22 protein-coding genes and 1 riboswitch are annotated in these 26,485 nt (G+C 40.6%); of the genes, 16 read left to right on the top strand and 6 right to left on the bottom strand.

The window, feature by feature from the left end:
- Positions 1-40 precede the first annotated feature (40 nt).
- A complete protein-coding gene (locus tag AC1M84_RS04365; RefSeq protein WP_035265826.1) occupies positions 41-484 on the bottom strand; it encodes a DciA family protein in 444 nt (147 codons plus the stop codon).
- A 107-nt stretch (positions 485-591) separates the two neighbouring features.
- Between AC1M84_RS04365 and AC1M84_RS04360 the strand changes: the two genes are divergently transcribed.
- The 9 genes from AC1M84_RS04360 to recJ all read left to right on the top strand — a co-directional run bounded on the left by AC1M84_RS04360 (position 592) and on the right by recJ (position 13,232).
- On the top strand, positions 592-1,299 hold the full coding sequence (locus tag AC1M84_RS04360) for a M23 family metallopeptidase (RefSeq protein ID WP_481592822.1): 708 nt from the start codon (positions 592-594) through the stop codon (positions 1,297-1,299).
- Positions 1,300-1,601: 302 nt separating this feature from the next.
- Positions 1,602-4,304 (top strand): pyruvate dehydrogenase (acetyl-transferring), homodimeric type, encoded by a 2,703-nt coding sequence (gene aceE, locus AC1M84_RS04355; protein WP_092766512.1) that lies wholly within the window; start codon positions 1,602-1,604, stop codon positions 4,302-4,304.
- 2 nt (positions 4,305-4,306) lie between these two features.
- The gene (locus AC1M84_RS04350; RefSeq protein ID WP_481594505.1) at positions 4,307-6,286 is read left to right on the top strand and encodes a 2-oxo acid dehydrogenase subunit E2; all 1,980 of its coding nucleotides are present in this window, start codon (positions 4,307-4,309) and stop codon (positions 6,284-6,286) included.
- Between the two features lie 89 nt (positions 6,287-6,375).
- Positions 6,376-6,522: riboswitch (yybP-ykoY riboswitch) on the top strand.
- A 75-nt stretch (positions 6,523-6,597) separates the two neighbouring features.
- On the top strand, positions 6,598-7,173 hold the full coding sequence (locus AC1M84_RS04345; protein ID WP_481594504.1) for a TMEM165/GDT1 family protein: 576 nt from the start codon (positions 6,598-6,600) through the stop codon (positions 7,171-7,173).
- A 214-nt stretch (positions 7,174-7,387) separates the two neighbouring features.
- Positions 7,388-7,753, top strand: coding sequence for a YkgJ family cysteine cluster protein (locus AC1M84_RS04340; protein ID WP_179999146.1), 366 nt, complete (start codon positions 7,388-7,390; stop codon positions 7,751-7,753).
- Between the two features lie 177 nt (positions 7,754-7,930).
- A complete protein-coding gene (gene guaB, locus AC1M84_RS04335; RefSeq protein ID WP_481594503.1) occupies positions 7,931-9,397 on the top strand; it encodes an IMP dehydrogenase in 1,467 nt (488 codons plus the stop codon).
- Between the two features lie 125 nt (positions 9,398-9,522).
- Positions 9,523-10,857: a phosphoglucosamine mutase gene (gene glmM, locus AC1M84_RS04330; protein WP_035265813.1), complete on the top strand. Its 1,335-nt coding sequence runs from the start codon at positions 9,523-9,525 to the stop codon at positions 10,855-10,857.
- Positions 10,858-10,871: 14 nt separating this feature from the next.
- The gene (gene pdxH, locus AC1M84_RS04325; RefSeq protein WP_092766509.1) at positions 10,872-11,528 is read left to right on the top strand and encodes a pyridoxamine 5'-phosphate oxidase; all 657 of its coding nucleotides are present in this window, start codon (positions 10,872-10,874) and stop codon (positions 11,526-11,528) included.
- The gene (recJ, locus tag AC1M84_RS04320) at positions 11,529-13,232 is read left to right on the top strand and encodes a single-stranded-DNA-specific exonuclease RecJ (RefSeq protein WP_481594502.1); all 1,704 of its coding nucleotides are present in this window, start codon (positions 11,529-11,531) and stop codon (positions 13,230-13,232) included. It begins immediately after the preceding gene.
- A gap of 37 nt (positions 13,233-13,269) precedes the next feature.
- Here recJ and AC1M84_RS04315 read toward each other — a convergent pair whose 3' ends face one another.
- The 3 genes from AC1M84_RS04315 to AC1M84_RS04305 all read right to left on the bottom strand — a co-directional run bounded on the left by AC1M84_RS04315 (position 13,270) and on the right by AC1M84_RS04305 (position 16,128).
- Entirely contained in the window at positions 13,270-14,031 is a 762-nt protein-coding gene (locus AC1M84_RS04315) for a putative porin (RefSeq protein ID WP_180028487.1), read from the bottom strand.
- Between the two features lie 173 nt (positions 14,032-14,204).
- A complete protein-coding gene (locus tag AC1M84_RS04310; protein ID WP_035265806.1) occupies positions 14,205-14,987 on the bottom strand; it encodes a putative porin in 783 nt (260 codons plus the stop codon).
- A 289-nt stretch (positions 14,988-15,276) separates the two neighbouring features.
- Complete coding sequence (locus AC1M84_RS04305) at positions 15,277-16,128, bottom strand: putative porin (protein ID WP_481594501.1); 852 nt, start codon at positions 16,126-16,128, stop codon at positions 15,277-15,279.
- A 177-nt stretch (positions 16,129-16,305) separates the two neighbouring features.
- Between AC1M84_RS04305 and prfB the strand changes: the two genes are divergently transcribed.
- The 5 genes from prfB to AC1M84_RS04280 all read left to right on the top strand — a co-directional run bounded on the left by prfB (position 16,306) and on the right by AC1M84_RS04280 (position 21,115).
- Positions 16,306-17,401 (top strand): peptide chain release factor 2 gene (prfB, locus tag AC1M84_RS04300; protein ID WP_143047395.1). Its coding sequence is split into 2 segments (ribosomal slippage): positions 16,306-16,377 and positions 16,379-17,401, totalling 1,095 coding nucleotides; the frame shifts between segments, so codons are not numbered across the junction.
- Between the two features lie 216 nt (positions 17,402-17,617).
- Positions 17,618-17,920 (top strand): ArsR/SmtB family transcription factor, encoded by a 303-nt coding sequence (locus AC1M84_RS04295; RefSeq protein WP_035265803.1) that lies wholly within the window; start codon positions 17,618-17,620, stop codon positions 17,918-17,920.
- A 26-nt stretch (positions 17,921-17,946) separates the two neighbouring features.
- The gene (locus AC1M84_RS04290; protein WP_035265802.1) at positions 17,947-19,011 is read left to right on the top strand and encodes an alkene reductase; all 1,065 of its coding nucleotides are present in this window, start codon (positions 17,947-17,949) and stop codon (positions 19,009-19,011) included.
- A 98-nt stretch (positions 19,012-19,109) separates the two neighbouring features.
- The gene (locus AC1M84_RS04285; protein ID WP_180028486.1) at positions 19,110-20,390 is read left to right on the top strand and encodes a 3-deoxy-D-manno-octulosonic acid transferase; all 1,281 of its coding nucleotides are present in this window, start codon (positions 19,110-19,112) and stop codon (positions 20,388-20,390) included.
- Positions 20,391-20,401: 11 nt separating this feature from the next.
- Entirely contained in the window at positions 20,402-21,115 is a 714-nt protein-coding gene (locus AC1M84_RS04280; protein WP_481594500.1) for a 16S rRNA (uracil(1498)-N(3))-methyltransferase, read from the top strand.
- Here the strand turns inward: AC1M84_RS04280 and AC1M84_RS04275 are convergent.
- The gene (locus AC1M84_RS04275) at positions 21,089-22,072 is read right to left on the bottom strand and encodes a mechanosensitive ion channel family protein (RefSeq protein ID WP_180028484.1); all 984 of its coding nucleotides are present in this window, start codon (positions 22,070-22,072) and stop codon (positions 21,089-21,091) included. The genes AC1M84_RS04280 and AC1M84_RS04275 overlap by 27 nt on opposite strands.
- 454 nt (positions 22,073-22,526) lie before the next feature.
- Between AC1M84_RS04275 and acs the strand changes: the two genes are divergently transcribed.
- Together acs and AC1M84_RS04265 are read left to right on the top strand one after the other, a co-directional pair.
- Positions 22,527-24,470, top strand: coding sequence for an acetate--CoA ligase (gene acs, locus AC1M84_RS04270; protein WP_481594499.1), 1,944 nt, complete (start codon positions 22,527-22,529; stop codon positions 24,468-24,470).
- A 149-nt stretch (positions 24,471-24,619) separates the two neighbouring features.
- On the top strand, positions 24,620-25,801 hold the full coding sequence (locus tag AC1M84_RS04265; protein ID WP_481594498.1) for an acyl-CoA dehydrogenase family protein: 1,182 nt from the start codon (positions 24,620-24,622) through the stop codon (positions 25,799-25,801).
- 43 nt (positions 25,802-25,844) lie between these two features.
- Here AC1M84_RS04265 and AC1M84_RS04260 read toward each other — a convergent pair whose 3' ends face one another.
- Positions 25,845-26,459 carry a riboflavin synthase subunit alpha gene (locus tag AC1M84_RS04260; RefSeq protein ID WP_481594497.1) on the bottom strand — a complete coding sequence of 205 codons (615 nt, stop codon included), beginning with the start codon at positions 26,457-26,459 and terminating at the stop codon, positions 25,845-25,847.
- Positions 26,460-26,485 lie beyond the last annotated feature (26 nt).

The raw sequence follows: 26,485 nt of genomic DNA, 5'->3' as shown, positions 1-26,485 counted from the left end.
CCTTTAAAATAGTGAATGACGTTTAAATCAAATGGTCCTGTTACTTTTTATTGCTTGCCAAACGTATCATAGCTTGGCTAAGCTTAGGATCGTTCACAAAACTAGCAGCGTTGAGTAACATTTCTTGCGTTGTCGGACATAAGGAAGTTTTGGAATTTTCAGTTTGTGTTTGGGGAATTTCTTTTTTTGCTCGAAGACGAACTTGGATTTTTTGTAAATCTTTGAGTTCAGGGATTTGTGATAACTGAGAAATATACTGTTTTTGAAGGTAACCGAGTTGACTAATCATGGCTTGATTTTCACCGGTGATGGTCAAAATACCGTATTGATAACAGACAACTTGCCATTGTTCATTTTTGGGCAATAGCGGTTGAATTAATTTTGTAAGTCTCTGCCAGTCAGCAACTTGTTTTGTGAGAAACGATAAGTTTCCTGTTTTTATGTGTTGTCTTGTTTGTTGAAACATATTTTTTGGTTCTGACATACATTGTTCCTACATTGTTTTGTCTTAATCTTAAACGCTTGTTTCTTTCGATATCAAGGAAGAGATCACACAAGAGACTTGAGTAAGAACAGTTTAATGAGGTTTATATGTATACGCGACGTATTTTATTAGCGTTTTCTTTAGCAGCTTCAGCAGCTTCGGTTGCATTTGCAGATTTAGTTCAATTAGATGCCACACAAGCCTCCAATCCTGATCGATTGGAAGAGTTAACAAGAACACTATCACAAGGTTCTTATAGTCATCCTGATGACATGGACATTCCATCGACAGCACAAGTCGATGTGACAGTTCGAGCGAAGGCGGATCCAATCGAATTAAATAATGCGCTGCTTAATAGTAAATACCCTGCTCAAAAAACTACAACGACAAGTTCAAATCGTTACTCTTCAAATAATGCGTATTCATGGTTAGTGACACACCCACTTCCAAGTGGTCGTGTCAGTTCAAATTATGGCGGCCGAACAATGGGCGGACGTGCTGAAAACCATTCTGGTTTGGATCTTGCGGCACCAACAGGAACTCCAATATATGCAACTGGTCCAGGAATAGTGACTAAATCAGGTTGGGGTACAGGTTATGGTCAATATGTCGAAATCAACCACGGTAATGGGTATATCACACGATATGCACATGCTTCACGCTTAATTGCTAAAGTAGGTGATAAAGTCACTGCTGGTGAGCATATTGCCAATGTAGGTTGTACTGGACGCTGTACTGGTCCTCACTTACATTACGAAGTGGTCAAAGATGGTCAGCGTAAAAATCCTTCAACTTACCTAGCGATGTTGCCTTAATTAATTATCAAACCTCATTAATACACATCCATTGTTAAGTCATTTGAATAAATCGCCAAGCATAGTCTTGGCGATTTTCGTTTTTGCAGTCAGGTCACCTGACTAAATTCAAGATTAGAATAAAGCTTTGTATAAAAAAACAGCAAAATTGGCGTTTTAGTGTTAATTTGTGTAATAAACGGTCAAGTACTATTTATTATCGAAATATTAGTCTAATGTCGTATTCATTTATAGCCATAACTGCGTATCGCGAAAATATGTTAAATATAGGGCATACAAATAGGCATGAATATAGGTGTAATATGGCGTATTACGGTGATACCGACGCACAAGAAACCCAAGAGTGGCAGGACGCTTTTGACTCTGTTTTACAGCATATGGGGACGGAAAGAGCAGCCTTTCTTCTTGAAAAACTGTATCAACGTGCGATTGCGAAACATGTTCCCATTCAGCGTCTAAATACTCCTTACTTAAATACGATTTCAGTAGAAGAGCAACCTGCAATGCCTGGCGATCCAGATATGGAGCGCCGAATTCGTGCTTTGATTCGTTGGAATGCTTTAGCAATGGTGCTTCGCGCCAATAAAACAGGCGACGATCTTGGTGGTCACTTAGCCAGCTTTGCATCCTCTGCAACTTTATATGATGTTGGCTTTAACCATTTCTTCCGTGCGAACAGTGATAACTTCGGCGGTGACATGATTTATTATCAAGGTCACTGTGCACCAGGGATTTATGCGCGTTCATTTTTGGAAGGTCGTTTAACTGAAGAGCATCTGAACAATTTCCGTCGTGAAGTTGATGGTATTGGTTTACCTTCGTACCCACATCCGTACTTAATGCCAGACTATTGGCAGTTCCCAACGGTATCGATGGGTTTAGGTCCAATCATGTCCATTTATCAAGCACATATTCAAAAGTACTTGATGAACCGCGGTTTGATTAAAGAAGAAGATCGTAAGGTTTGGGCTTATCTCGGCGATGGTGAGATGGATGAACCAGAAAGTACTGGTGCAATCTCCTTGGCAGGTCGTGAAAAGCTAGACAACTTGGTTTGGGTTGTAAACTGTAACTTACAACGTTTAGATGGTCCAGTTCGTGGTAATGGTAAGATCATCCAAGAACTTGAGTCTTTATTCCGTGGTGCAGGTTGGCGCGTGATTAAAGTAGTATGGGGTCGTCATTGGGATCCACTACTTGCTAAAGATGAATCTGGTGCGCTTAAAGCCATTATGGAAGAAGCTGTAGATGGTGATTATCAGCGTTATCAAGTGAAAGGCGGCGCTTATACACGTGCGCACTTCTTTGGTAAATACCCTGAAGCTGAAGAGTTAGTTAAACACTTAAGTGATGAAGATATCGATAATTTAAATCGTGGCGGCCACGATCCTTACAAAGTATATGCTGCTTATGCAGAAGCCATGAAATCTACAGGTCAGCCAACGGTTATTCTCGCGAAAACTGTTAAAGGTTACGGCTTATCTGAAGAAATTGAAGCGGTCAATAAAACGCATCAAATCAAGAAAATGCAACTTGAATCGCTTAAATATGTACGTAACCGTTTCAACTTGCCATTTACCGATGAGCAACTTGAAGAAGTTCCATTTTATCGACCAAGTGAAAACTCGCCTGAAATTAAGTATATGAAGGCTCGTCGTGAGGCTTTAGGTGGTTACTTACCAGCACGTCGTAAAGAAAGTGAATCTTTAGCGATTCCTGAGTTGTCTGTATTTGATGCAGTGTTAGCTGGTTCTAATGGTAAGCAACAATCAACGACCATGGTGATGGTACGTTTGATTTCTGCACTACTGAAAGAAAAAGCAATTAAAGACCGTGTGGTACCAATTGTTCCAGATGAGGCGCGTACTTTCGGTTTAGAAGGGATGTTCCGTCAATTGGGCATTTATGCCGCGCACGGTCAAAAATATACCCCTGAAGATCAAGAGCAGTTGATGCATTACCGTGAAGCGAAAGATGGTCATATGCTTCAAGAGGGGATCAATGAAGCAGGTGCGATGAGTGCTTGGGCTGCTTTAGGAACAAGTTATTCAACCAATAACCTTCCTATGATCCCAATGTACATGTATTACTCAATGTTTGGCTTCCAACGTATTGGTGATATTGCATGGGCGGCAGGTGATGCACAGGCGCAAGGTTTCTTATTGGGTGCAACTGCTGGTCGTACTACGCTGAATGGTGAAGGTCTACAGCATCAAGATGGTCACTCACATATTCTTGCGAATACGATTCCAAATTGTATTTCTTATGATCCATGTTTCGGATATGAACTTGCGGTGATTGTACATGACGGTCTAAAACGCATGTATGTGGATCAGGAGCGTGTGTTCTATTACTTAACTGTAATGAATGAGAACTATGAGCATCCAGCGATGCCACAAGGTGCTGAAGAAGGCATTAAACGTGGTATGTATTTACTTGAGGAAGATGAAAAAGCCACAGTTCAGCTTTTAGGTTCAGGTGTAATTCTGCGTGAAGTGATTAAAGCGGCTCAAATCTTACGTGATGAATATCAAATTCATTCGAATGTCTACAGCGTAACAAGCTTTAATGAGCTTGCACGTGATGGTATGGCGTGCGAAGAATATAATCGTTTACATCCACTTACTGAAGATGTGAAAGAAGCATGGGTGTCGAAGCAGTTGCGTGGTACGAAAGGTATCGTCGTTTCTGCAACAGATCATATGCGTGCTTACAGTGAACAAATTCGCGCTTACCTTCCAGATAATCGTCCATTTGTAGCATTAGGTACAGACGGTTATGGTCGCTCAGATACACGTGCAAAACTTCGTAGCTACTTTGGTGTAGATGCTGCGCATATTGTGGTTGCGACACTGAAGAAACTTGCCGACGAGGGTGAAGTAGATGCGCGTCTAGTTAAGGATGCGATTTCTAGCTTTGAATTAGATACTGACCGTCCAGTCGCTTGGGCACCTCAAACAACGCCTGAACTTCACGCTGTAGCTGACTACAAAGAGGAGAACTAAGCATGCAAATTACGACTCCTGATATTGGTGTAGATAAAGCCACAGTGGCTGAAATTTTGGTCAAAGTGGGTGATACGATTAGTGTCGATGACAGCATTGTTTTGTTGGAGTCTGACAAAGCATCTGTTGAAGTGCCAAGCACTTCAGCAGGTGTGGTGAAAAGTATTTTGGTGAGCCTTGGTGACGAAGTTGCTGAAGGTGCGATTTTGGTAGAGCTTGAAGCGGAAGGGCAAACGTCATCTGAAGCACCTACAGCACAAGTTGAAGAATTGAAAGCACAAGCTCAAGCAGAACCTGTAGCTCAATCTCAAGTGGAAGCACCAAAAGCAGCAGCAACGGCATCTGAAACCGTTGATGTACAAGTACCAGACATTGGTGTTGAAAAAGCCACTGTGGGTGAAATTTTGGTTGCTGTTGGCGACGAAATTGATGCCGATCAAAGTATCATAGTCGTTGAGTCAGACAAAGCAACAGTCGAAGTTCCAAGTGCTGTTGCGGGTACAGTTGAATCGATTGAAATTTCAGTTGGTGATACAGTGAAAGAAGGTGTTGTGATTCTGAAAGTGAAAACAGCAGCTTCAGTATCAACCGCGGCGCAAGCTGCTGCAGAAACTGCATCGTCTTCTGCTCCAGCTGCAGAAGCACCACCTGCAGAATCAACAAAAGCGACAGTTGCTTCAGCGCCAGCAGGTAAAGTTGAGATTGCTGTCCCTGACTTAGGTGTAGACAAAGCTGCTGTAGCTGAAATTTTAGTGGCTGTTGGTGATAAGGTTGAAAAAGACCAAAGCATCATTGTGGTTGAATCGGACAAAGCGACCGTTGAAGTACCAAGTACTACCACAGGTGTGATTACCGCAATTCATATTGAATTGGGTCAAAACGTGTCTGAAGGCGTGGCTTTAGTTACGATTGAAGCTGAAGGTCGAGTAACCCCAGTTACAGAAGCCCCTGTAGCAGCACCAGTGAGTACAAAAGCGGAAGCACCAAAAGCAGTCCCTGCGCAAGCTGCTGCTCCTGTACAAACAGCTGCTCCTTCAGCAGATAAGCTGACCAAAGAGCAAAATGCAGCAAATGCTAAAGTATATGCTGGTCCTGCGGTACGTAAGTTGGCGCGTGAGCTTGGTGTTGTGTTGGCAGAAGTGAAAGCTTCTGGTCCACATGCACGCTTAATGAAAGAAGACATCTTTGCGTATGTGAAAACACGTTTAACTGCACCAGCACCTGTAACTGCTGCACCGACAGTTGCTGCACCAGCAGGATTGCCTAAATTACCAAGTTTTGATGCCTTTGGTGGTGTAGAAGAAAAAGCGTTAACACGTTTACAGCAAGTGTCTATTCCACAGTTGTCATTGAACAATTATATCCCGCAAGTGACCCAATTTGATGCGGCAGATATTACGGAGCTTGAAGCATGGCGTAATGAGCTTAAAGGCAACTTTAAGAAAGAAGGCATTAGCCTGACCATTATGGCTTTCATCATCAAGGCTGTAGCGCATTTGCTAAAAGAAGAGCGTGAGTTTGCAGGTCACTTGTCTGATGATGGCAAAACCGTATTACTGCGTAAAGAAATCCATATGGGCATTGCTGTTGCTACACCAGATGGTTTAACAGTGCCTGTGCTACGTAATCCAGATCAAAAATCAATTAAGCAAATCGCAGTTGAACTCGGTGAGTTGGGTCAAAAAGCACGTGATAAGAAATTGTCACCGAAAGATCTGCAAGGTGCCAACTTCACGATTTCAAGCCTAGGCGCAATTGGTGGTACTGCATTCACTCCGCTTGTCAACTGGCCGCAAGTGGCAATCTTGGGTATTTCACCTGCAACGATGCAACCTGTGTGGAATGGACAAGGTTTTGATCCACGTTTAATGCTTCCATTGTCATTGTCTTATGACCATCGTGTCATTAATGGTGCTGATGCTGCTCGATTTACCAATAAATTGACGAAGCTGCTTAAAGATATTCGTACATTGCTTATCTAATTATTTTTAAAAGCATTTTGGATGCAGAATCAAAACCTCACTTCGGTGGGGTTTTTATTTGTAAAAACAAAAAGCCAGGCTTATAATGGAGAAACTTCATTGGGGAGTAGCCGCTGTTCTGCAACAGAACAGGTGATGGTCAACATATTTGCTCTAAAACGAGCATGGTCATCATAGCAAAGAACCAAATGAGCTCCTTTCGAGCTTTCTTTCTTTTGTTGGCAAGACCTTTGATTTACCATTCTGCAGATTTTTGGCTAGCAGGGGTGGTGGGTCATTGGTATTTGTTATGCTAGCCAGAGAAAGACATCATGTATGAATTCCTTCTGTCTACAGGTATCGTCGCATTAGCTGAAATGGGTGATAAAACCCAATTGTTGGCTTTACTGCTTGCTGCACGTTTTCGTAAACCCGTTCCAATCTTAATTGCTATTTTGTTAGCGACAATTGTCAATCATGGGGTTTCAGCTGCTCTAGGACAATGGGTTACAACAATTTTAAGTCCCGAGATCCTCATGTGGATTCTAGCAATAGGATTTATTGCTATGGCTGCTTGGATGTTGGTCCCTGATGAATTAGAGGATGAGTCAGGTAGTATTCAAAAATGGCAAAAATTTGGCGTTTTTGGAGCGACATTTATTTTATTTTTCTTGGCTGAAATTGGCGACAAAACGCAGATTGCGACAGTGGCACTTGCTGCACGTTTTGACAGTATCTGGTGGGTGATGGCTGGAACGACATTAGGTATGATGATCGCTAATGCGCCGGCAGTATTTATTGGTGATAAATTGGCGAATCGATTACCTATTTCCTTGATTCACAAAATTGGCGCAATAATTTTCCTTGTCATTGGTGTGGGCACTTTAGTACAACACTATTGGTTATAAATGGTTGTATTCGCTTAAATATTTGAATCTTCAAAATTTTTGATTCATTTATAAATCGCGTTGAAAAAATGCATCATAAAAGTGATTCATAATGGTGCATTTTTTTAACAGAAGTTATTGATTAATAAACGAATATAATAAAAAAATTCTTGTTTTTGAAATTAAGTTTTTTTAGGATTTCGTCACTAAAAAATTATTTTTAAGAGATTTAAAAATGCTCTCTCAGATTTCTGCACAGGATGCGTGTTTAAGTTGTGGTGCTTGTTGTGCCTATTTCCGTGTTTCATTTTATGGTGCGGAAGCGATGAACATCCCTACCGAGATGGTTGAGGATATTAACCCTGTATATGCTTGTATGGTGGGGACGAATCAAACTAACCCGCGATGCGTTGCTCTAGAAGGAGAAATAGGGAAGCAGGTCTCTTGCTCGATTTATACGGTTCGCAGTTCATCGTGTAGAGAGGTCCAAGCCGGAGATGCGCAATGTGCCAAAGCTCGACAAGCCCATCATCTGATCCCATTAATTGATATTGAAATTGTTCCATCGTCGAATGATGACGATTACGATCAGGTCAGTTAATTTGAATGATTTAAAATATGCTTCTGTTTTATATGTTCTTATTATGATTTTCTCGGATAGTAAGTTGCATAAAAATAGGGGTGATGGGTAAATTTCATAAAATTGTCGATAATAAGAAATGAAATTTACCTTAAAATTTGTATATAATGGCGCACGGAAATTACCAGTGAGACTGTTATGTTGACCATCGTTCAAGACGCGTTAACTTTTGATGATGTCCTATTACTCCCTGCCTACTCTACTGTTCTCCCAAAAGATGTCTCTCTAAAGACACGTTTAACTCGCGGCATTAATTTGAATATCCCTCTTGTGTCTGCAGCAATGGATACGGTGACTGAATCCCGTATGGCAATTGCAATGGCACAAAATGGCGGTATCGGTATCCTTCATAAAAATATGGATATTGCAGCGCAAGCTGCTGAAGTACGCCGTGTTAAAAAATTCGAAGCAGGCATGGTGAAAGATCCAATTACAGTAACCCCTGAAACGACTGTGCGTGAGTTAATCGCAATTACGCACGCGAACAATATCAGCGGTGTGCCAGTGGTGAAAGATGGCAAAGTAGTTGGTATTGTGACAGGTCGTGATACACGCTTTGAAACTAATCTTGAACAGCCAGTAAGCAACATCATGACTGGTCAAGATCGTTTGGTCACTGTTCGCGAAGGTGAATCGAAAGAAAACATTCAGGCACTTCTTCAAAAAAATCGCATTGAGAAAGTGATTGTTGTTGGCGAAAACAACGAACTAAAAGGTTTAATCACTGTAACAGATTTTAATAAAGCTGAGCTTTATCCAAATAGCTGTAAAGATGACTTAGGTCGTTTACGTGTGGGTGCTGCAGTTGGTACAGGTGTAGAAACTCCAAGCCGTGTTGAAGCATTGGTTGATGCGGGTGTAGACGTGATTGTGGTCGATACTGCACATGGTCACTCTGCTGGTGTTATCGAGCGCGTACGTTGGGTTAAAGCCAACTACCCACAAGTTCAAGTCATTGGCGGTAACATTGCGACTGGCGATGCTGCATTGGCTTTACTTGATGCAGGCGCAGATGCTGTGAAAGTAGGTATCGGTCCTGGTTCAATCTGTACGACTCGTATTGTTGCAGGTATTGGTATGCCACAAATTTCGGCGATCGATTCTGTTGCTAACGCACTGAAAGATCAAATTCCATTGATCGCAGACGGTGGTATCCGCTTCTCAGGTGATATGGCAAAAGCGATCGGTGCAGGTGCAAGTACGATTATGGTGGGTTCTTTACTTGCTGGTACTGAAGAAGCACCAGGTGAAGTTGAATTCTTCCAAGGTCGTTATTACAAAGCTTACCGTGGCATGGGTTCATTGGGTGCAATGGCGGGTGCAACAGGTTCTGCGGATCGTTATTTCCAAGACTCTAAAGCAGGTGCTGAGAAGTTGGTTCCAGAAGGTATTGAAGGCCGCGTACCTTACAAAGGGCCAATGGGCAACATCGTGCATCAAATGATGGGTGGTTTACGTTCATCTATGGGTTATACAGGCTCTGCAGTGATTGAAGATCTTCGTCAAAATGCGAAATTCGTGAAAATCACGTCTGCGGGTATGTCTGAATCACACGTTCACGATGTGACCATTACTAAAGAAGCACCGAATTACCGTGTTGGTTAATTGCCTGTTATAAAACAATTTTTAAAAAAAACCGTCATGTAAATGACGGTTTTTTTATTTTGGTGTAAAGTGGTGCGCATTGAAAAAGGATGATGTTAATCACCCGCTAAGAAGTGAGAGAATGAATGAGTTATTTTGGTACTGATGGTATTCGTGGGAAATTCGGTGTATTTCCAATCACACCTGAGTTTGCACTCAAATTAGGGTTTGCTGCGGGTAAAGTACTTAAGCGTAGAACAAAAAGAAATAAACCGATTGTGGTGATGGGCAAAGATCCTCGTTTATCAGGTTATATTTTAGAAGCGGCTTTACAATCGGGTTTAAACGCAGCTGGTGTTTATGTGCATTTATTGGGTCCATTACCTACGCCTGCCATTGCTCATTTAACTCGTGCTTTGCATGCCAGTTTAGGGATTGTCATCTCAGCTTCACATAACCCTTATCATGATAATGGCATTAAGTTTTTTTCTTCAGAAGGAAAAAAATTACCAGACGAGTTTCAAGATGAGATTAATGCTGAACTCGAGAAAGATATTGTCATTGATGATATTGCGAGTCTAGGAAAAAGTGTGCGTGTTGATGATGCTCCAGGTCGTTATATTGAATTTTGTAAATCAACGTTCCCATACCATTATGATTTAAACAATTTAAAGATTGTCGTCGACTGTGCCAATGGAGCAGCATATAACGTGGGTCCTGCGGTATTCCGTGAGCTCGGTGCCAAAGTGATTGCGATTCATAATGAACCGAATGGTTTGAATATTAACCAAGGCTGTGGCTCAACTCATCCTGAGAGTTTGCAAGCTGCTGTTGTTGAGCATCAAGCAGATTTGGGTATTGCATTTGATGGCGATGCAGATCGTGTCATTCTAGTGGATCAGAATGGAAAGCTGATTGATGGCGATCATATTCTATATATCTTGGCGACACAAAGTGCCAATAAACCAGCCGGTATTGTCGGTACGCTCATGAGCAATATGGCACTTGAATTAGCACTTGAAAAAGCAGAAGTTCCACTGCTACGTGCCAAAGTTGGTGACCGTTATGTATTGCAAGGTTTAGAGGAAAACGGTTGGGTTATTGGTGGTGAACCTTCAGGTCACATTTTAACTCTAGACAAGAGCACCACAGGTGATGCGATTATTGCAGCCCTACAAGTCTTAACTGTCATGGTTGAACAGAAGAAAGCATTGCATGAGTTGGTTGCTGACTTTAAATTACTGCCAAACGTGCTTGTAAATGTCCGTTTAGATGCAATGTTTGATCCATACTCAGTACCTGCATTGGCTGCAGAATTTGCCAAAGCCGAAGCGCAACTTAAAGGTCGTGGTCGATTACTGATTCGTAAGTCAGGGACTGAACCTGTAATTCGTGTGATGGTTGAAGGTGATAATCTTCAAGAAGTGACTGCACTGGCACATGCTTTGGCAGATGCTGTACGTGCTAATGCAGCAGCTTAATCGGGGATTGACTCATGAGTGATTTGATTAAAGATCTCAGTGAACTGCGCCTAAATTATCAAAAAGGCGAATTACATGAGGATCAAGTGAATGCTGATCCACATGAACAGTTTCTATTGTGGTTTAACCATGCGTTAGAAGCTCAGCTTCACGAACCGTATGCCATGTCATTGGCTACGGCAAATGCCGATGGTCGACCGCACGTACGTACCGTATTACTTCGAGGTGCGGATGAAAATGGTTATGCGTTCTATACCAATTATGACAGCCAAAAAGGACTCGACTTAGTAGCCAATCCTTATGCGCAAATTCTGTTTTATTGGGCAGAACAAGAACGCCAAATTCGCATTTCAGGTCGAGTGGTAAAAATTTCGGAACAAGAATCCGCTGATTATTACCATAAGCGTCCGCGTGATAGTCAAATTGCAGCGCATATTAGTACCCCACAAAGTGGTGTGATTGCGAGCCGTGACGAGCTACAGCAACGCTTTAATGATTTGCATGAGCGTGTGGCAGATCAACAAACTTTAGATAAGCCTGGCTTCTGGGGTGGTTACCGTATAGAGCCAGATTATTATGAGTTCTGGCAAGGTCGCCCAAACCGTTTGCACGACCGTTTGTGTTATGAAAAAATCGACGGTGCGTGGAAATTACAACGATTGATGCCATAAATGCCAAAATTTGAAATCAAGCAACGTCCATTTTTAACACGCCCTGAAAATTTTCAGGGCGTGCCTTCATTTATTGCCGAAATTTTGGCACGTCGTGGCGTTGAATCTGAACAAGAATTAGAACTGAAATTAAAACATTTATTGGCGCCAACCATGAAAGGTTTGGATGCTGCAATTCAGTTGATTGACCAAGCCATCAATCAACACAAAAAAATTGTGATTGTCGGTGACTACGATGCTGACGGTGCAACCAGTACAGCACTGATGATGCTTGCATTGCGTGACATGGGGGCAGATGTTGATTACTTAGTCCCTGATCGCTTTAAGTATGGCTATGGTTTGACACCTGCTATAGCAGATCTTGCGTTTGCCAACTTTACGCCTGATTTGTTGATTACGGTCGACAATGGTATTTCAAGTCATGATGGAGTTAAGCAAGCCCAAGATCATGGCATGCAAGTAATTATTACTGATCATCATCTCACAACCAAGCCAACGCCTATGGCTGAGGCAGTGGTGAATCCGAATCAACTCGGTTGTGAGTTTCCAAGTAAAGCTTTGGCAGGAGTAGGAGTTGCCTTTTATGTGTTGGCGAATTTATCTAGTCATCGTAAAAAAATGGGCAAGTCTTTTTCACAAATGATTAACTATTTGGATTTGGTAGCGCTTGGGACCTATGCCGATGTTGCCAGTTTGGACTATAACAACCGAATCTTAATCGACAGTGGTCTAAAGCGGATTCAACAAGGATTATGTCGCCCCGGGATTTCAGCCTTATTAGATATTGCAAAACGTGATCCTGCAGGACTGAAAGCGCAAGACTTAGGTTTTGTGATTGGACCGCGAATTAATGCGGCAGGGCGTATGGAAACCATGGACATTGGCATCGAATGTCTCTTGGCATCCGACTTGGCTACAGCATATCCTTTGGCTGAACAGCTGAATCAACTCAATGTTGAGCGTCGTCAGGTTGAAGGCAAGATTAAACAAGAAGCATTAAGTGCATTAGATCAAATTCAGCTAGATAAGGATGCAATACCTGCAGCATTAATTATGTTTGAGCCACATTGGCATCAAGGCGTGATTGGAATTGTGGCAGGACGCTTAAAAGAGCAGTTCCATCGTCCGAGTATCGTTTTTGCCCGTGATGAAGATGGCATTCATATCAAAGGTTCAGCGCGTTCGATTGAGGGAATTCATATTCGGGATGCGATTGAGCGTGTGGCTGAGCAATATCCACATATTGTCAGTCACTTTGGTGGGCATGCTGCAGCTGCAGGTCTAACCATTAAAAAAGAATATTTTGCTGAGTTTAAGCAGGTATTTGAGCAGTTGATCGCCAGTCAAGATGAAAGTCTGTTTACTGCAACTTTATGGACGGATGGGGAGTTGCCAGCATCAGCTTTCCAAATTGAAACGGTGGACGTATTACAAAATTTAAGTCCTTGGGGGCAAAAGTTTCCTGCGCCTGTATTCGAGGGAGTTTTTAAAATTTTGGATTATCGCTGGCTTAAGGATGTGCACTTGAAACTGCGTGTAGCTTTAGAAAATGGTCAAGTGGTGGAGGCAATCGCCTTTAACGCAGCAGATAAATATCAGTTTGATCCGATGCTCAATGAAATTCGCTTGGTCTATGAGCTGGATAAAAATACCTTTAATGGCAATACCAGTTTACAAATGCGCATTTTACATATGCATCAATAAAAAACCGCTCATTAGAGCGGTTTTTAGCACTCAAAGATTAGAAGCGGTATGCACCACGTACAGCAAAGGTATTACCGTCATCTGCAAAACCAATTCGACCTTCGACACTTACTTGCTGATTGAAGAATTTTTTAGCATTTACACCAAATTCATCAAAAGATCCGCCGTTGAAATCTTGATTGAAATAGTCGACACCCACGCTGAGTGTTTTATCAATGTAATAATCGCCTCTTAAAGAGAACTCATCTAAATCACCAAATGCAGCACCAGCCTCTAAATTCACATCGTTTGCGCCAATTTGAGTGACATATTTTGCTCGAAGAGTAGGGTCAATACCATCATCGTTGTCATCATCCCAACCACGTAAACCAGCTGCGACCAATAAAGATGGTGCTAAGAAATAACCAGCTTCAATTTTATAGTTTGTGACATCATTATCAGGGGTGTTAGGTATTTTTTGAGTTTCCTGAGAAAGATTGGCATTTAGATAGAAATCAGTATTTGGAACAAAGTATTCAATTCCAACACCATAATTCCAGTATTCGACTACATCAAAGTCGTCATAAGATACTTTTGCATTCACGTTGCTCGAACGATTTAAAAATGCAGCTTCGTTCAATGGAGAGTTCTTGATTTGAACAGGATTAAAATAATATGTGCCATCAAGCGCAAAACCTGCAGAATTGCTACCATTATCAGGATCGATCAATTTGGCTGTAGCCCCAACTTCAGCTTGATACGCATGTGCAGTTCCTAAGCTTGCAATAAGTGCAGTCGCAAGTGTAATTTTTTTAAACATATATTGACTCTCTTTGTTATAGAAATATGACTGTTTTGTGACAGCTAGTTTCTATTGTAAGAACAAAAGGGGATGAGTCAATGTACATAAAATGACATTCCATCAGGTTTTTGCACAAAAAAAGCCCATCATTAAGATGGGCTTTTAAGAAACATTAAATCTTAATCAAGATATTAGAAGCGATATTTAGCAGCTAAACCGAATTTGTTGTAATCATTATTCGCAAGTTCACCAAAACCTACACGACCTTCTAAGCTGACTTGAGGTGTGAAGAATTTACGTGCGCTTACACCAAACTCGTTTGTATCTGCAGGACCAGTATCTTTACTATAGTAATCTACACCAACACTTAAAGTTTTATCGATGAAGTAATCAGCAGCTAGATTATATTCATCAAGGTCACCAAATGCAGCGCCAGCTTCTAAGTTGATATCTTTACCGTTAGACAATGTAGTTACATATTTAGCACGTAATGTTGGGTCAACACCATCATCATAGTCGTTATCGTAACCCTTAAGACCTGCTGCAATTAATAAGCCAGGTGCAGGCAAATAACCTACTTCAGCACCATAAACTGTCTCATCAAAATCAGGTCCAATATCAAATTTACGATCATCACGACCAACATTACCGCTTACATAAAAATCAGAATTAGGTACGAAGTATTCAACACCTACGCCGTATTGATGTCTTTCATCATCACCAACTTCGCTGTATTGGTATTTCGCATTTACATTACTTGCACGATCAAGGAATGCAGCTTCAGCTAGTGGAGCATTACGTGTTTGAACTGGTTGGAAATAATAAGTACCATCAACACCAAATGAACCACTTGTACTACCATTATCAGGATCGATAAGACCTGCAGAAGCACCTACTTCAGCTTGATATGCATTTGCAGTTCCAGTTACAGCTAAAGCAGAAAGAAGCGCAGACGCGATTGCTAATTTTTTCATGGATACTTCCCCTCAATAGAGTTAGTTGTTAATACATTTTTTGTTACAAGTTCAGTGTAGGGGAAAATCATGAAGGATCAATCAAGCAAAAGTAACAGTAATGTATCTTGTGTAATTTTTATGTAAAAATAAAACTTTAAATTATTGATTTTAAAAAATAAAAAATCATGTTAATTCATGTGAAAGATAAGGTGTTTTAGTCATTTTATGTTGCTTTTCAATATGAATTGTATGCAATTTGAACGAAAGTAGCAGTTTTGGCACTGCTACTTCCCCATGTTGAATGGAATTAGAATCGATATGTTCCGTTTATATTAAACTTATCTTCATCATCACTGAATCTTAAAATACTCCCAAGAGAGAGGTTATTATTGATAAAGTATTTGCCACGTAATTGGTATTCGTCTTTATGAATTTTACTAGTGCTATTCGTATCTCGCGTATAAGCACTACCTAGGCTTAAGCGTTGAGTTAAATAATAATCCCCACCAAATGTAATCGAATCAATATCATGTCCAAAGCTACCATCCAATTCTAAATTGAGATATTGACCATTTTGGCCTAATGGGGTGACATATTTGGCTTTTAAAGCAAAAGCATTTTCATCAAAGCCTTCACCTTTATAAGCATTAATACCTGCTGCTATCAGTAAATTTTGAATAGGAGTATAACCAACGAGAGCTCTATAGGTGGTTAGATCGAAACGCTGCTTAGCATGAGATGAACCGTTTAGTGAGCTTGAGCGTGACTCCACTTTATAATGTTGACGACCGACCTCACCTGTGAAGTACAGTTGATCAATATAATATTCTCCCCCTATTGAATAGCCGTGCAGCTCTTGTTTGCTTTGCGCAACTGTTTCATTTATATACAATTTATCGTCTTTAATATGCTGAAAACTATATTTCGCTGAAACGCGATTATGGTGGCCAAGAAATGCAGCCTCATTAAGTGGTTTATTTTCAGTATCAACTGCTTTGAAGTAATAAGTACCTTCTGTTTCAAATACACCGTGATAATCAACCTTGAGACTATCATGGTCAAAATAGGTATATCCAGCATCAATTTGAGCTTGGTAGGCCATGGCTGAAGTTGTCAAAGGGAGGATGGCCAAAGCCAAATAGGTTTTGTTCATTTTCATAAGTCTCTGCTTATTGTTGTAAAAATAAAGTAAGTATTTTTTAATAATTAAATGTATTGTTAATAATAACTAAACAATGGTCAAGAGAATATTGAATAAAAAAGCAAACTCTCAAGTTTTACTTGGCTGTGTTAAAATATTGGCAATTTTGATATAGACATATTTAGGATCTACACCGTGGAAATTAATCCTTATCTTCTCCAGCTAAAAGACTTGAGCGAACGTGGTCAAACACTACGGGGGTATCTTTGACTACGATCTAAAGAAAGAGCGTTTAGAGGAGGTTCTCCGCGAACTTGAAGATCCAGCAATTTGGAATGATCAAAATCGTGCCCAAGCGATGGCGAAAGAAAAAGGTGAGCTCGAAAACGTTTTAAATGTTTTAGATGGTTTAGCAACACAACTTGATGATGCACAAGCGATGCTTGATCTTGCTGTAGAAGCGGATGAAGAAGAAATGCTTGCAGATGTTCAAGCAGAACTTGATTCAGCTGAGGCTGAACTGGCTAAACTTGAATTCAGACGTATGTTTAGTAATCCAATGGATCCAAATCCTTGCTATGTCGAAATTCAAGCGGGGTCAGGTGGTACTGAAGCTCAAGATTGGGCATCTATGCTATTACGTATGTACTTACGTTGGATTGAGCGTCATGGCTTTAAAGCGGAGTTAATGGAAGAATCTGACGGTGATGTGGCTGGGATTAAATCGGCAACAATTCGTGTAGAAGGCGAATATGCTTATGGTTGGTTACGTACTGAATCAGGTGTACATCGCTTAGTTCGTAAATCACCTTTTGACTCAGGCAACCGTCGTCACACTTCATTCTCAGCGGTTTTTGTGTCTCCAGAAATTGATGACAACATTGAAATTGAGATCAATCCAGCAGATGTCCGTACGGATACATACCGCGCTTCAGGTGCAGGTGGTCAGCACATTAACAAAACAGATTCTGCCGTGCGTTTAACCCATGCACCAACTGGAATTGTGGTGGCTTGTCAGAACCAGCGTTCACAACACGCTAACCGTGATCATGCTTGGAAACAGCTTCGTGCTAAATTGTACGAATTGGAAATGAATAAGCGTAATGAAGCAGCTCAAGCACTAGAAGATTCTAAATCGGATATTGGGTGGGGGAGCCAAATTCGATCTTATGTGTTGGATGATTCACGTATTAAGGACTTACGTACTGGCGTTGAAAATTCAAATACGGGTGCCGTGTTAGATGGTGATCTTGATAAATTTATTGAAGCTAGTTTGAAACAAGGGCTTTAATATTTTTTTAAAAAAAGGCAGGGCAAAAGCCCTGCCTTTTTCGTTCTAGCACGAAGCTTGCTAGATTAAATCAGTTCAATGTTAGAATCAGAATTATTCGGCACAGTCATTCATAAACTCGATTTGTTAAATATCGTAATAATTCGATATTAATATCTATATAAATCGATATAATGAGTTCAGCACAGTGCAGATCATTAACTTGAGTGAAATGAGATGGATACTGAAGCAATTTTCAAAGCCTTATCGAACCCGATACGCCGCCAAATTTTACAATGTTTAAAAGATCCAGAGCGCTTTATTCCACAAGATGAGTGCGTGCAAGATTTTAGTCGTGGCGTATGTGCAGGACAGATTGAAAAAATTGCAGATGTATCTCAGTCAACCATGTCTAATCATTTATCTGTTTTACAACAAGCAGGTTTGGTTCATGTTACTAAGCATGGTCAATGGTCTTATTTTTCTCGTAATGAAGCACTGATAAAAAGTTTTGCAGAACACCTTCAACAATCACTCTAACGATAATGAGTGAAGAGGATAGATGAATGACTGATTTTAGTAGCCCAGTAGTCTTTGGTGAATTAAAGCTCAAAAATCGCGTGGTTATGGCACCTTTAACGCGTAGTCGTGCGACAGATGATCGTGTACCAACAGAAATGATGGCTGAGTATTATGCGCAACGTGCAAGTAGTGGATTAATTATCTCAGAAGCGACCGTAATTTCTGAGGAGGCGAATGGCTATTTAAATACGCCAGGATTATTCACTGATGCTCAAGTGGAAGGGTGGAAGAAAGTAACCCAAGCTGTTCATGACAAAGATGGCTTAATTGTCGCTCAGCTTTGGCATGTTGGACGTGTGTCACATCCAGATTTACTGAAGGGTGATATACCCGTTTCGGCGAGTGCTGTTCAACAAGCCGGACATGTCAGTTTGTTGCGTCCGAAACGTCCTTATGTCTTGCCACGTCCATTAGAAATTTCTGAAATTCACGCGATTACAGCGCAATATAAACAAGCAGCAATTCGTGCTAAAGAGGCAGGATTTGATGGTGTGGAATTGCATGCGGCGAATGGTTATTTAATTGATCAATTCTTGCAATCGAAAACCAATCAGCGTGAAGATGAATATGGCGGCTCGGTGGAAAATCGTGCGCGTTTCTTGTTAGAAGTCGTGGATGAGCTAATTGAAGTTTGGGGTGCTGGTCGAGTAGGTGTACATTTAGCTCCTCGTGGTGATGAACACGATATGGGTGATGATGATCCACGTGAAACTTTTGGTTATGTGTTAGAACAACTCGGTCAAAGACACATTGCATTTTTCTTTACACGTGAATATTTGGCAGAAGACAGTATTAGTCAAGAATTAAAAGCGCGTGGACAAGGTATTCCTTTTATTGCCAATATGCGTTTAAGTCGAGAGGATGCTTTACAACTTCTCACTTCAGGTCAAGCTGATGCAGTGTCTTTTGGTAAAGATTATATCGCCAATCCTGATTTATATGAGCGTTTGGTACAGAATGCTCCTTTGAATGAATTAAAGTTAGAAAATATGATCGGGACGAATGTGGCTGAAGGCTATATCGATTATCCTTTTTTACAAGGAAATTGAAATTTAAGATAAGTATTTGAACCGAAAAAATTCGCAGGGTATGATCTCAACTTCGTGGTCATGCCCTATTTTGTTAAGAAAGCTCGAGGTCTTACGTTTTGACAACTCCATTTTGGTATAACGCAGCATTGGCTTTATTAAAGCCAATTTATAAATGGCGTATAAAAAAGCGAGCAGACAATATTGAGCAATTTCATCAAGAGTGCTTAGAGCGCTTCGGTCCGTTTCAATCTCCAAAAAATCTTAATGCGATATGGTTTCATGTGGTTTCAGTTGGAGAAACCAATGCTGCACAACCTCTGATAGAACATTATTTAAAGCTTGGGTATGCTGTGTTGGTTACGAATACCACCAAAACAGGTCAGGCACGAGCTAAATCCTTATTTGCAAAAGTACCATATGTAGATCTTTTTCAAGCAGTATATTTACCTGCAGATCAAAAAAAATTAGTCAGTGCTTTTTTAAAAAAATATCAACCTAAAATGTTGGTTTTGGTTGAAACGGAACTATGGCCCAATTTAATTGATCAGGCGAAAATTAGTAAAATACCCACTTTTTTGGTGAACGCACGTTTATCTAAAAAGTCAGCAAAAGGATACGCCAAAGTACCAAGTATTACTCAGCCTATGCTCAGCGGTCTGACTCAACTTTTGGCTCAAGATGAAGCTTCACTGAATCGATTTAGGGCTTTAGGTGCTGCTACAGCGCATAGTCAAACAGTGGGTAGTATTAAGTTTGATATTCATGCGCCCGAAGAAATGCTATTGAAAGCGCAACAAATTCATCAAGATTGGGATTTGCAAGCACGCCAAATTATTACGATTGCAAGCACACATCATCCTGAAGAGAAAAATCTGTTATCTAAGTTTAAAGATTATTTAAATGATCATCCTGCCGTCTTGCTGATTATTGTACCGCGTCATCCAGAACGTTTTTATGAAGTTGCACAAGCCATTCAAAGTCATGAGTTAAAAATGCATCGACGTAGTTTAGGTGAAATCATTGAGGCTGATACACAAGTTTATCTTGCTGATAGTATGGGTGAAATGTGGATTTGGTATGCATTGAGCCAAGCAAGTTTTGTGGGTGGATCATTAAATGAACCTGGCGGTGGGCATAATATCTTAGAGCCAATATCACTCAATGTCCCGACTGTGATTGGACCGAACTACTTTAACTTTCAAACCATTGTCGATGAATTTGTGGAAGAAAAAGGGATTCTAATCGGTCAAACTACGGAAGAGGTGGTGAATCATCTTATTCAGTGCTTATCTCAGGATGAAACGATTTTAGCAGTACAAAATCAGGCTCAAAAGATCATGCAACGGAATACAGGGTCATTGCAAAAACATATTCATGTCCTGAATCAATACCTTTAGTTTTTAAGTATATGAATATTGTATTGCTTGATCCTGCATCAGCACAGGATGACCTCTGGACGATTCAATCTGCACGCCAAATTGAGCATCTGAAGCATCAACTTGATATTAAAATTGGAGATACTTTAAAGGTTGGTATTAGAGGTGCTGGTCGATATACAGCTGAGGTCATAGAAATTTCTGAAAGGGAAATCTTAATTCAGCCACTTTATGAAGAGCCTGTACCGAAGAAATTACCTGTAACGTTAATCGTTGCTATGCCTAGACCGAAAGTATTGAGACGATTGATTCAAGATGCTGTAACTTTAGGCGTAGAAAAAATCATTTTGCTGCACAGCTATCGGGTCGATAAAAGCTATTGGCAAACACCATTTTTACAGCAAATTGATCACTATGTTCAACTGGGCTTAGAACAAGCGGGTGATACATTTCCACCTGAAATCGAAATATATAAACGCTTTAAACCTTTTGTGGAAGATATTCTTCCTCAAATGATTTCCGTTGAACGACCAGCTTATGTAGCACATCCTTATGCAACCCACAGTATGCCTCATGCGATTGAGCACCCGTGCACGATATTGATTGGGCCTGAAGGTGGTTATATTCCTTATGAGATTGATTTACTCAAAAAAAACGGCTGCCAAGCTGTCAGCTTAGGCAACCGAATTATCCGTACTGAGACGGTGATTCCTTATGTGTTAGGTCGTCTGTTTAGCACGTGGTGATTCATCTTCTTGTGAAGAATCTCCGCGATAGACTTTAACTTCTTGAACTGGATATGGAATCGAAATTTCATGTTCAGCAAAAGCTTGAATTACTTTTTCTTGCACTAAACTGATAGATGTAGATGTCGCAGTTTCACCCGTATTCACCCACCAACGTACAGTGAGGTTGATTGAGAAATCAGCTAAGGCAGAGACATTCACGCTAAATCCGGGTTGACTGAGAATCTGTTGATCGCGGTCTAAAATACTTAAAATAATATCTTTCGCTTTTTGAACATTATCTTCATAACCAATACCAACCACGAATTCACAACGACGACGTGGATATGCCGTATTGACGGTCACTGCATTGGTATAGACCGTTGCATTGGGAATGACGATACGACGACCATCAGGTGAACGTAAGTAGGTTGCACGAATTTGAATATCTTCAACGGTCCCTTCTAAACCATTCACAATAATATCGTCGCCAATTTTGAAGGGTTCACCGAGTAGAATTAAGATACCAGAGAGCAGGTTTTGAAAAATATCTTTAAATGCAAAACCAATTGCGACAGATCCGATCCCCAGTGCACTCATCAGCTGTCCAGGTGTAAACCCTGGAATTGCAATAACCATCGCGATTAAGAAGCCAAAGAAAATAATAAAAGAGCTACCGACGCGGTTGAGGACGAGCACTAAATTTTGTTTGGTATATGAACGCTCTGAAAGTGCTTTTCTGACAAATAATTTGAACAGCTTAGACAACAACCAAAATAAGGTAAATACAATCAAAGCAATACAGATATAAGGGATTCGTTCCCAAAAGCCATCCATGATTTTATCAATGGTGGTATATGCATCATTGTATTTCGCAGTATGTGCAATGACGGTTTGAGCCGTTTTCTCACTTGCATCTTGTAGAAGTTGAGTCGTACCTTGAGCCACCTGACTCAAAGAATTTTGTTGTTCAGCCACGAGTGTTCCAAATGTATTGAATGTTTACATTTTGCCTGAAAATACAGTGAATAAAAATCACGTTCTCAAGTTTTATCATCATTTATATTCATTGAATAAACTGAAAATAACAAAAAAAATTGTATGTTTTTATAAACATTCAGCACCTTGTCCAACAAAAAAATCGAAATGGTATTTATTGATAAAAAAATGGAGTTTTTTGACAACGACAGATTTTACTTGCTTAGGAATGATGATCAGCAATGATTCGGATCATTGATTGTTAGATATTTTAGGTTGTTCAATTGGCAAGAAGATACGGATAACTTTTGAAATAAATGAATGCTCAGTCTACGACCAAAGCATGATTGTTTGAAATTTTAAAGTATAGTCATACTCAAGATATAAGACAAAAAATGATCAGTATGATCAAGACAACTCTCGAGATGAGAAACATAAATCAAGGATGCGAATTATGAATGAAATATATCCAGTACCCGAAGTTTTTAAAAAAACTGCACGAACCAATGAAGAGCAATATTTCGAGCGGTATAAAGCATCTATTGAAAACCCCGAAGCGTTTTGGACCGAAGCAGCCAAGAAACTAGACTGGATTAAGCCTTTTACACAAGTCAAAAATACCAACTTTGATAAAGAGAATTACAAAGTTGAATGGTTTGCAGATGGCCAATTAAATGTCAGTGAAAACTGTCTCGATCGACATTTAAAAGAACACCCACATAAACCTGCGATTATTTGGGAAGGTGATCATCCATCACGCCATAAAATTATTTCATTTGAAGAATTACACGATGAAGTTTGTCGTTTTGCCAATGTTCTCAAGAAGCATGGCGTGACTAAAGGCGACCGTGTTGTTCTGTATATGCCAATGGTCCCTGAAGCAGCCATTGCGATGTTGGCATGTACGCGTATTGGTGCGGTACATTGCGTGGTGTTTGGAGGTTTTTCACCAGATTCTTTAGCAAGTCGTATTGATGATAGCCAAGCAAAAGTCATCATTACAGCAGACTCGGGCATGCGTGGTGGAAAGCCAATTCCACTGAAAGAAAACGTTGATGCAGCGATGGAGCTTGACGGGACGAGTTCTGTACAAAATGTCATTGTGGTACATCGTACTGGTAACCCAATCACGATGCATGAAGGGCGTGACCTGTGGTATCACATGGAAATCATGACAGTCACAGATATCTGTCCACCTGAACCAATGAATTCAGAGGATCCGTTGTTTATTTTATATACTTCAGGCTCAACGGGTAAACCTAAAGGTGTGCTACATACTACAGGCGGTTATCTGACTTACGCGAACTTTACCTTTAGGGAAGTATTTGATTTAAAACAAGACGATATTTTCTGGTGTACCGCTGACGTCGGTTGGATTACTGGTCATTCTTATGTGTTGTATGGTCCGCTTTCAAATGGGACGACAACATTGATGTTTGAGGGTGTTCCACAATACCCAACTTGGGCACGCACAGGACATATTGTAGATAAGCACAACGTCACAATTTTATATACGGCACCAACGGCGATCCGAGCGATGATGCGTGAAGGTGATGCATTTATCCGTGAAAGTGACCGTAGTAGCTTACGCTTGTTGGGCTCCGTCGGTGAGCCAATTAATCCTGAAGCTTGGAACTGGTACTACACCGTAGTTGGTGAAAGTCGTTGTCCAATTGTAGATACATGGTGGCAAACTGAAACAGGTGGCTTCATGATTTCGCCTTTACCGGGCGCAACTGCACTTAAACCTGGTTCTGCAACACGCCCATTCTTTGGTGTACAACCTGCTTTGGTTGATGCTGATGGTAAAGAGCTAGAAGGAGAGGCTGAAGGTAATTTGGTGATCAAAGATTCTTGGCCAGGACAAATGCGTACCATTTGGGGTGATCCAGATCGTTTTATCGAGGCATATTTCTCAACTTATCCAGGGAATTATTTCACGGGAGATGGTGCACGCCGTGATAAAGATGGTTATTACTGGATTACGGGGCGAGTGGATGATGTTCTGAACGTTTCGGGACACCGCTTGGGGACTGCAGAAATTGAAAGTGCATTGGTTGCACATGAACATGTTGCAGAAGCAGCCGTTGTGGGTATGCCACATGACATCAAAGGTCAAGGGATTGCAGCCTATGTAACTTTACAGGCAGATACGCCAGAGTCAGAAGAGCTCAGGAAAGAGCTAGTAGGTTGGGTAAGAAAAGTTTTAGGACCTGTGGCTACACCAGATGCAATTTATTGGGCGCCAGCATTACCAAAAACACGTTCAGGCAAGATTATGCGCCGAATTTTGAGAAAAATTGCCGCTAATGAGCTAGATAGTTTGGGAGATACCTCAACTTTGGCAGATCCACAAGTCGTGGATCAATTAATTGCTGAAGTGAAATCACAGCAGTAATCCCGATTAAACAGACGAAGTCATGTTTTAAATACCGTTAGTTCAACTAGCGGTATTTTTAGTTCAGTGATAAGAAAAGCAGGCATTGTGATAAGTCAAATCATGTTGATCTGCTAAGCTTATCAGCAGATGCGATACGGAATATAAAAATGAATTCTCCCCTAAATTTTAACCCTGAAACGCCACTTGAGACTGCGCAAATACTTGCATCTGAGTTTGCGAAGACCGCAGCAGAACGCGACAAACAGGGTGGAAATCCAAAGGCTCAGCGAGATCTAATTCGACAAAGTGGTTTATTGTCTTTATCTATTCCAAAAGAATTTGGTGGGCAAGGTGCAACTTGGAGCACGATTTTTAAAACCATTCAAACCATTGCTCAAGTCGATAGTTCGCTTGCGCATGTATATGGCTTTCATCATTTGCTTATAGCGACGGTACAACTTTTTGCACAGCCAGCTCAATATGGAGATTGGTTTAGACAAACCGCCAAACACAACTTATTTTGGGGTAATACGTTAAATCCATTAGATCGTAGAACAACCGCGAAACAAGTTTCTGATGAAGAATTTATCTTCCATGGTGATAAAAGTTTTTGTTCAGGATCAATTGATTCAGATATTTTGCTCTGTTCGGGATTTAATGAAGATGGAAAGTTACTGATTGGCGTGATTCCAACAGCACGAGAGGGCGTGAGCTTTCTTGGAGATTGGAATAATATGGGGCAACGTCAAACGGATAGTGGTACCAGTCATTTTGAACAGGTCAAAATTCGCAAGGATGAATTGCTCCTCAATCCCGGTCCTTTAAGTACACCTTATTCAAGTTTGAGACCGCTAATTGCTCAACTGATTTTCGTGCATTTATTTTTAGGTGTTGCTGAGGGAGCGTTCAATGTTGCGAAAGAGACAGTTCAAACACAAAAAGCTTGGTCGAAATCACTGGTTGAACAAGCGGTGAATGATCCATTTACCCAGAAGCATTTCGCCGAATTTTATGTGCAACTTGAAGGTGTGCGCTTGCTCGCGGAAAAAGCGATCAATACATTACAAAAGGCGTGGGATGAAGGGGAAACATTAACTGCGGAGCAACGTGGTGAAGCCTCAATTGCAATCGCTACCGCCAAAATCGCAGCGACTCATACTTCACTTTATGTGACACAAAATATTTTTCAAGTGATGGGTGCACGCGCGACTACTGCAAAACTGAATTTAGATCGATTCTGGCGTAATGTACGAACCCAAACCCTGCATGATCCAATTGATTATAAATATCAGGAAGTCGGAGAGTGGGCATTAACTGGAAAAGTTCCAGAACCGAGTTTCTACTCTTAGATCCAATGGATTATGAAAAAGCCTCCATCGTAGAGGCTTTTATTTATTTTTGGTGAATATTTTCTAAAGTATCGACAAGCGTACGTGTCATCTGATCAATTTCGTAATTGACTTGATCGCCGACTTGAACATATTTCCATGTGGTTAAGCGTAAAGTTTCTGGAATAAGATCGATTGAGATTTGATTGTTTGCACGATCAACTCGATTGACTGTCAAACTGCAGCCATTTAAACCGATAAAGCCCTTTAAGAAGAAATATTTGATATTGCCATTTGGAATTTCAAGGTCGATATGAAACGTTTCACCATTTTTGGTTAAATGCTTTACGGTTGCAGTGCCTTCAATATGACCATATAAATTATGCCCACCATTCTCAGCACCTACTTTAGCGGAGCGTTCAATGTTGACCTCATCACCGACGTTGAGTTGACCTAAAGTGGTTAATTCAAGTGTCAGATTTGAAACATCAAAATGCACTTGACCAACGATCAGATCAATTTGTGTAGCGGTTAAGCAAACACCATTAATCGCAACACTGGCGCCGATAAATACATCATGAAAAAGATTGAGCTCATTAGAAATCACAAAAGTCCGATATCCCTCTTTATGCTGTATATCTAATACTTTTTCTAACCCTTGCACGATACCTGTATACATAATAAACCTTTGCCTAAAAATAAATC

It is taken from the genome of Acinetobacter sp. 24-47-66 (assembly GCF_056779755.1).
This window is presented reverse-complemented; position numbering and strand designations above follow the sequence as displayed.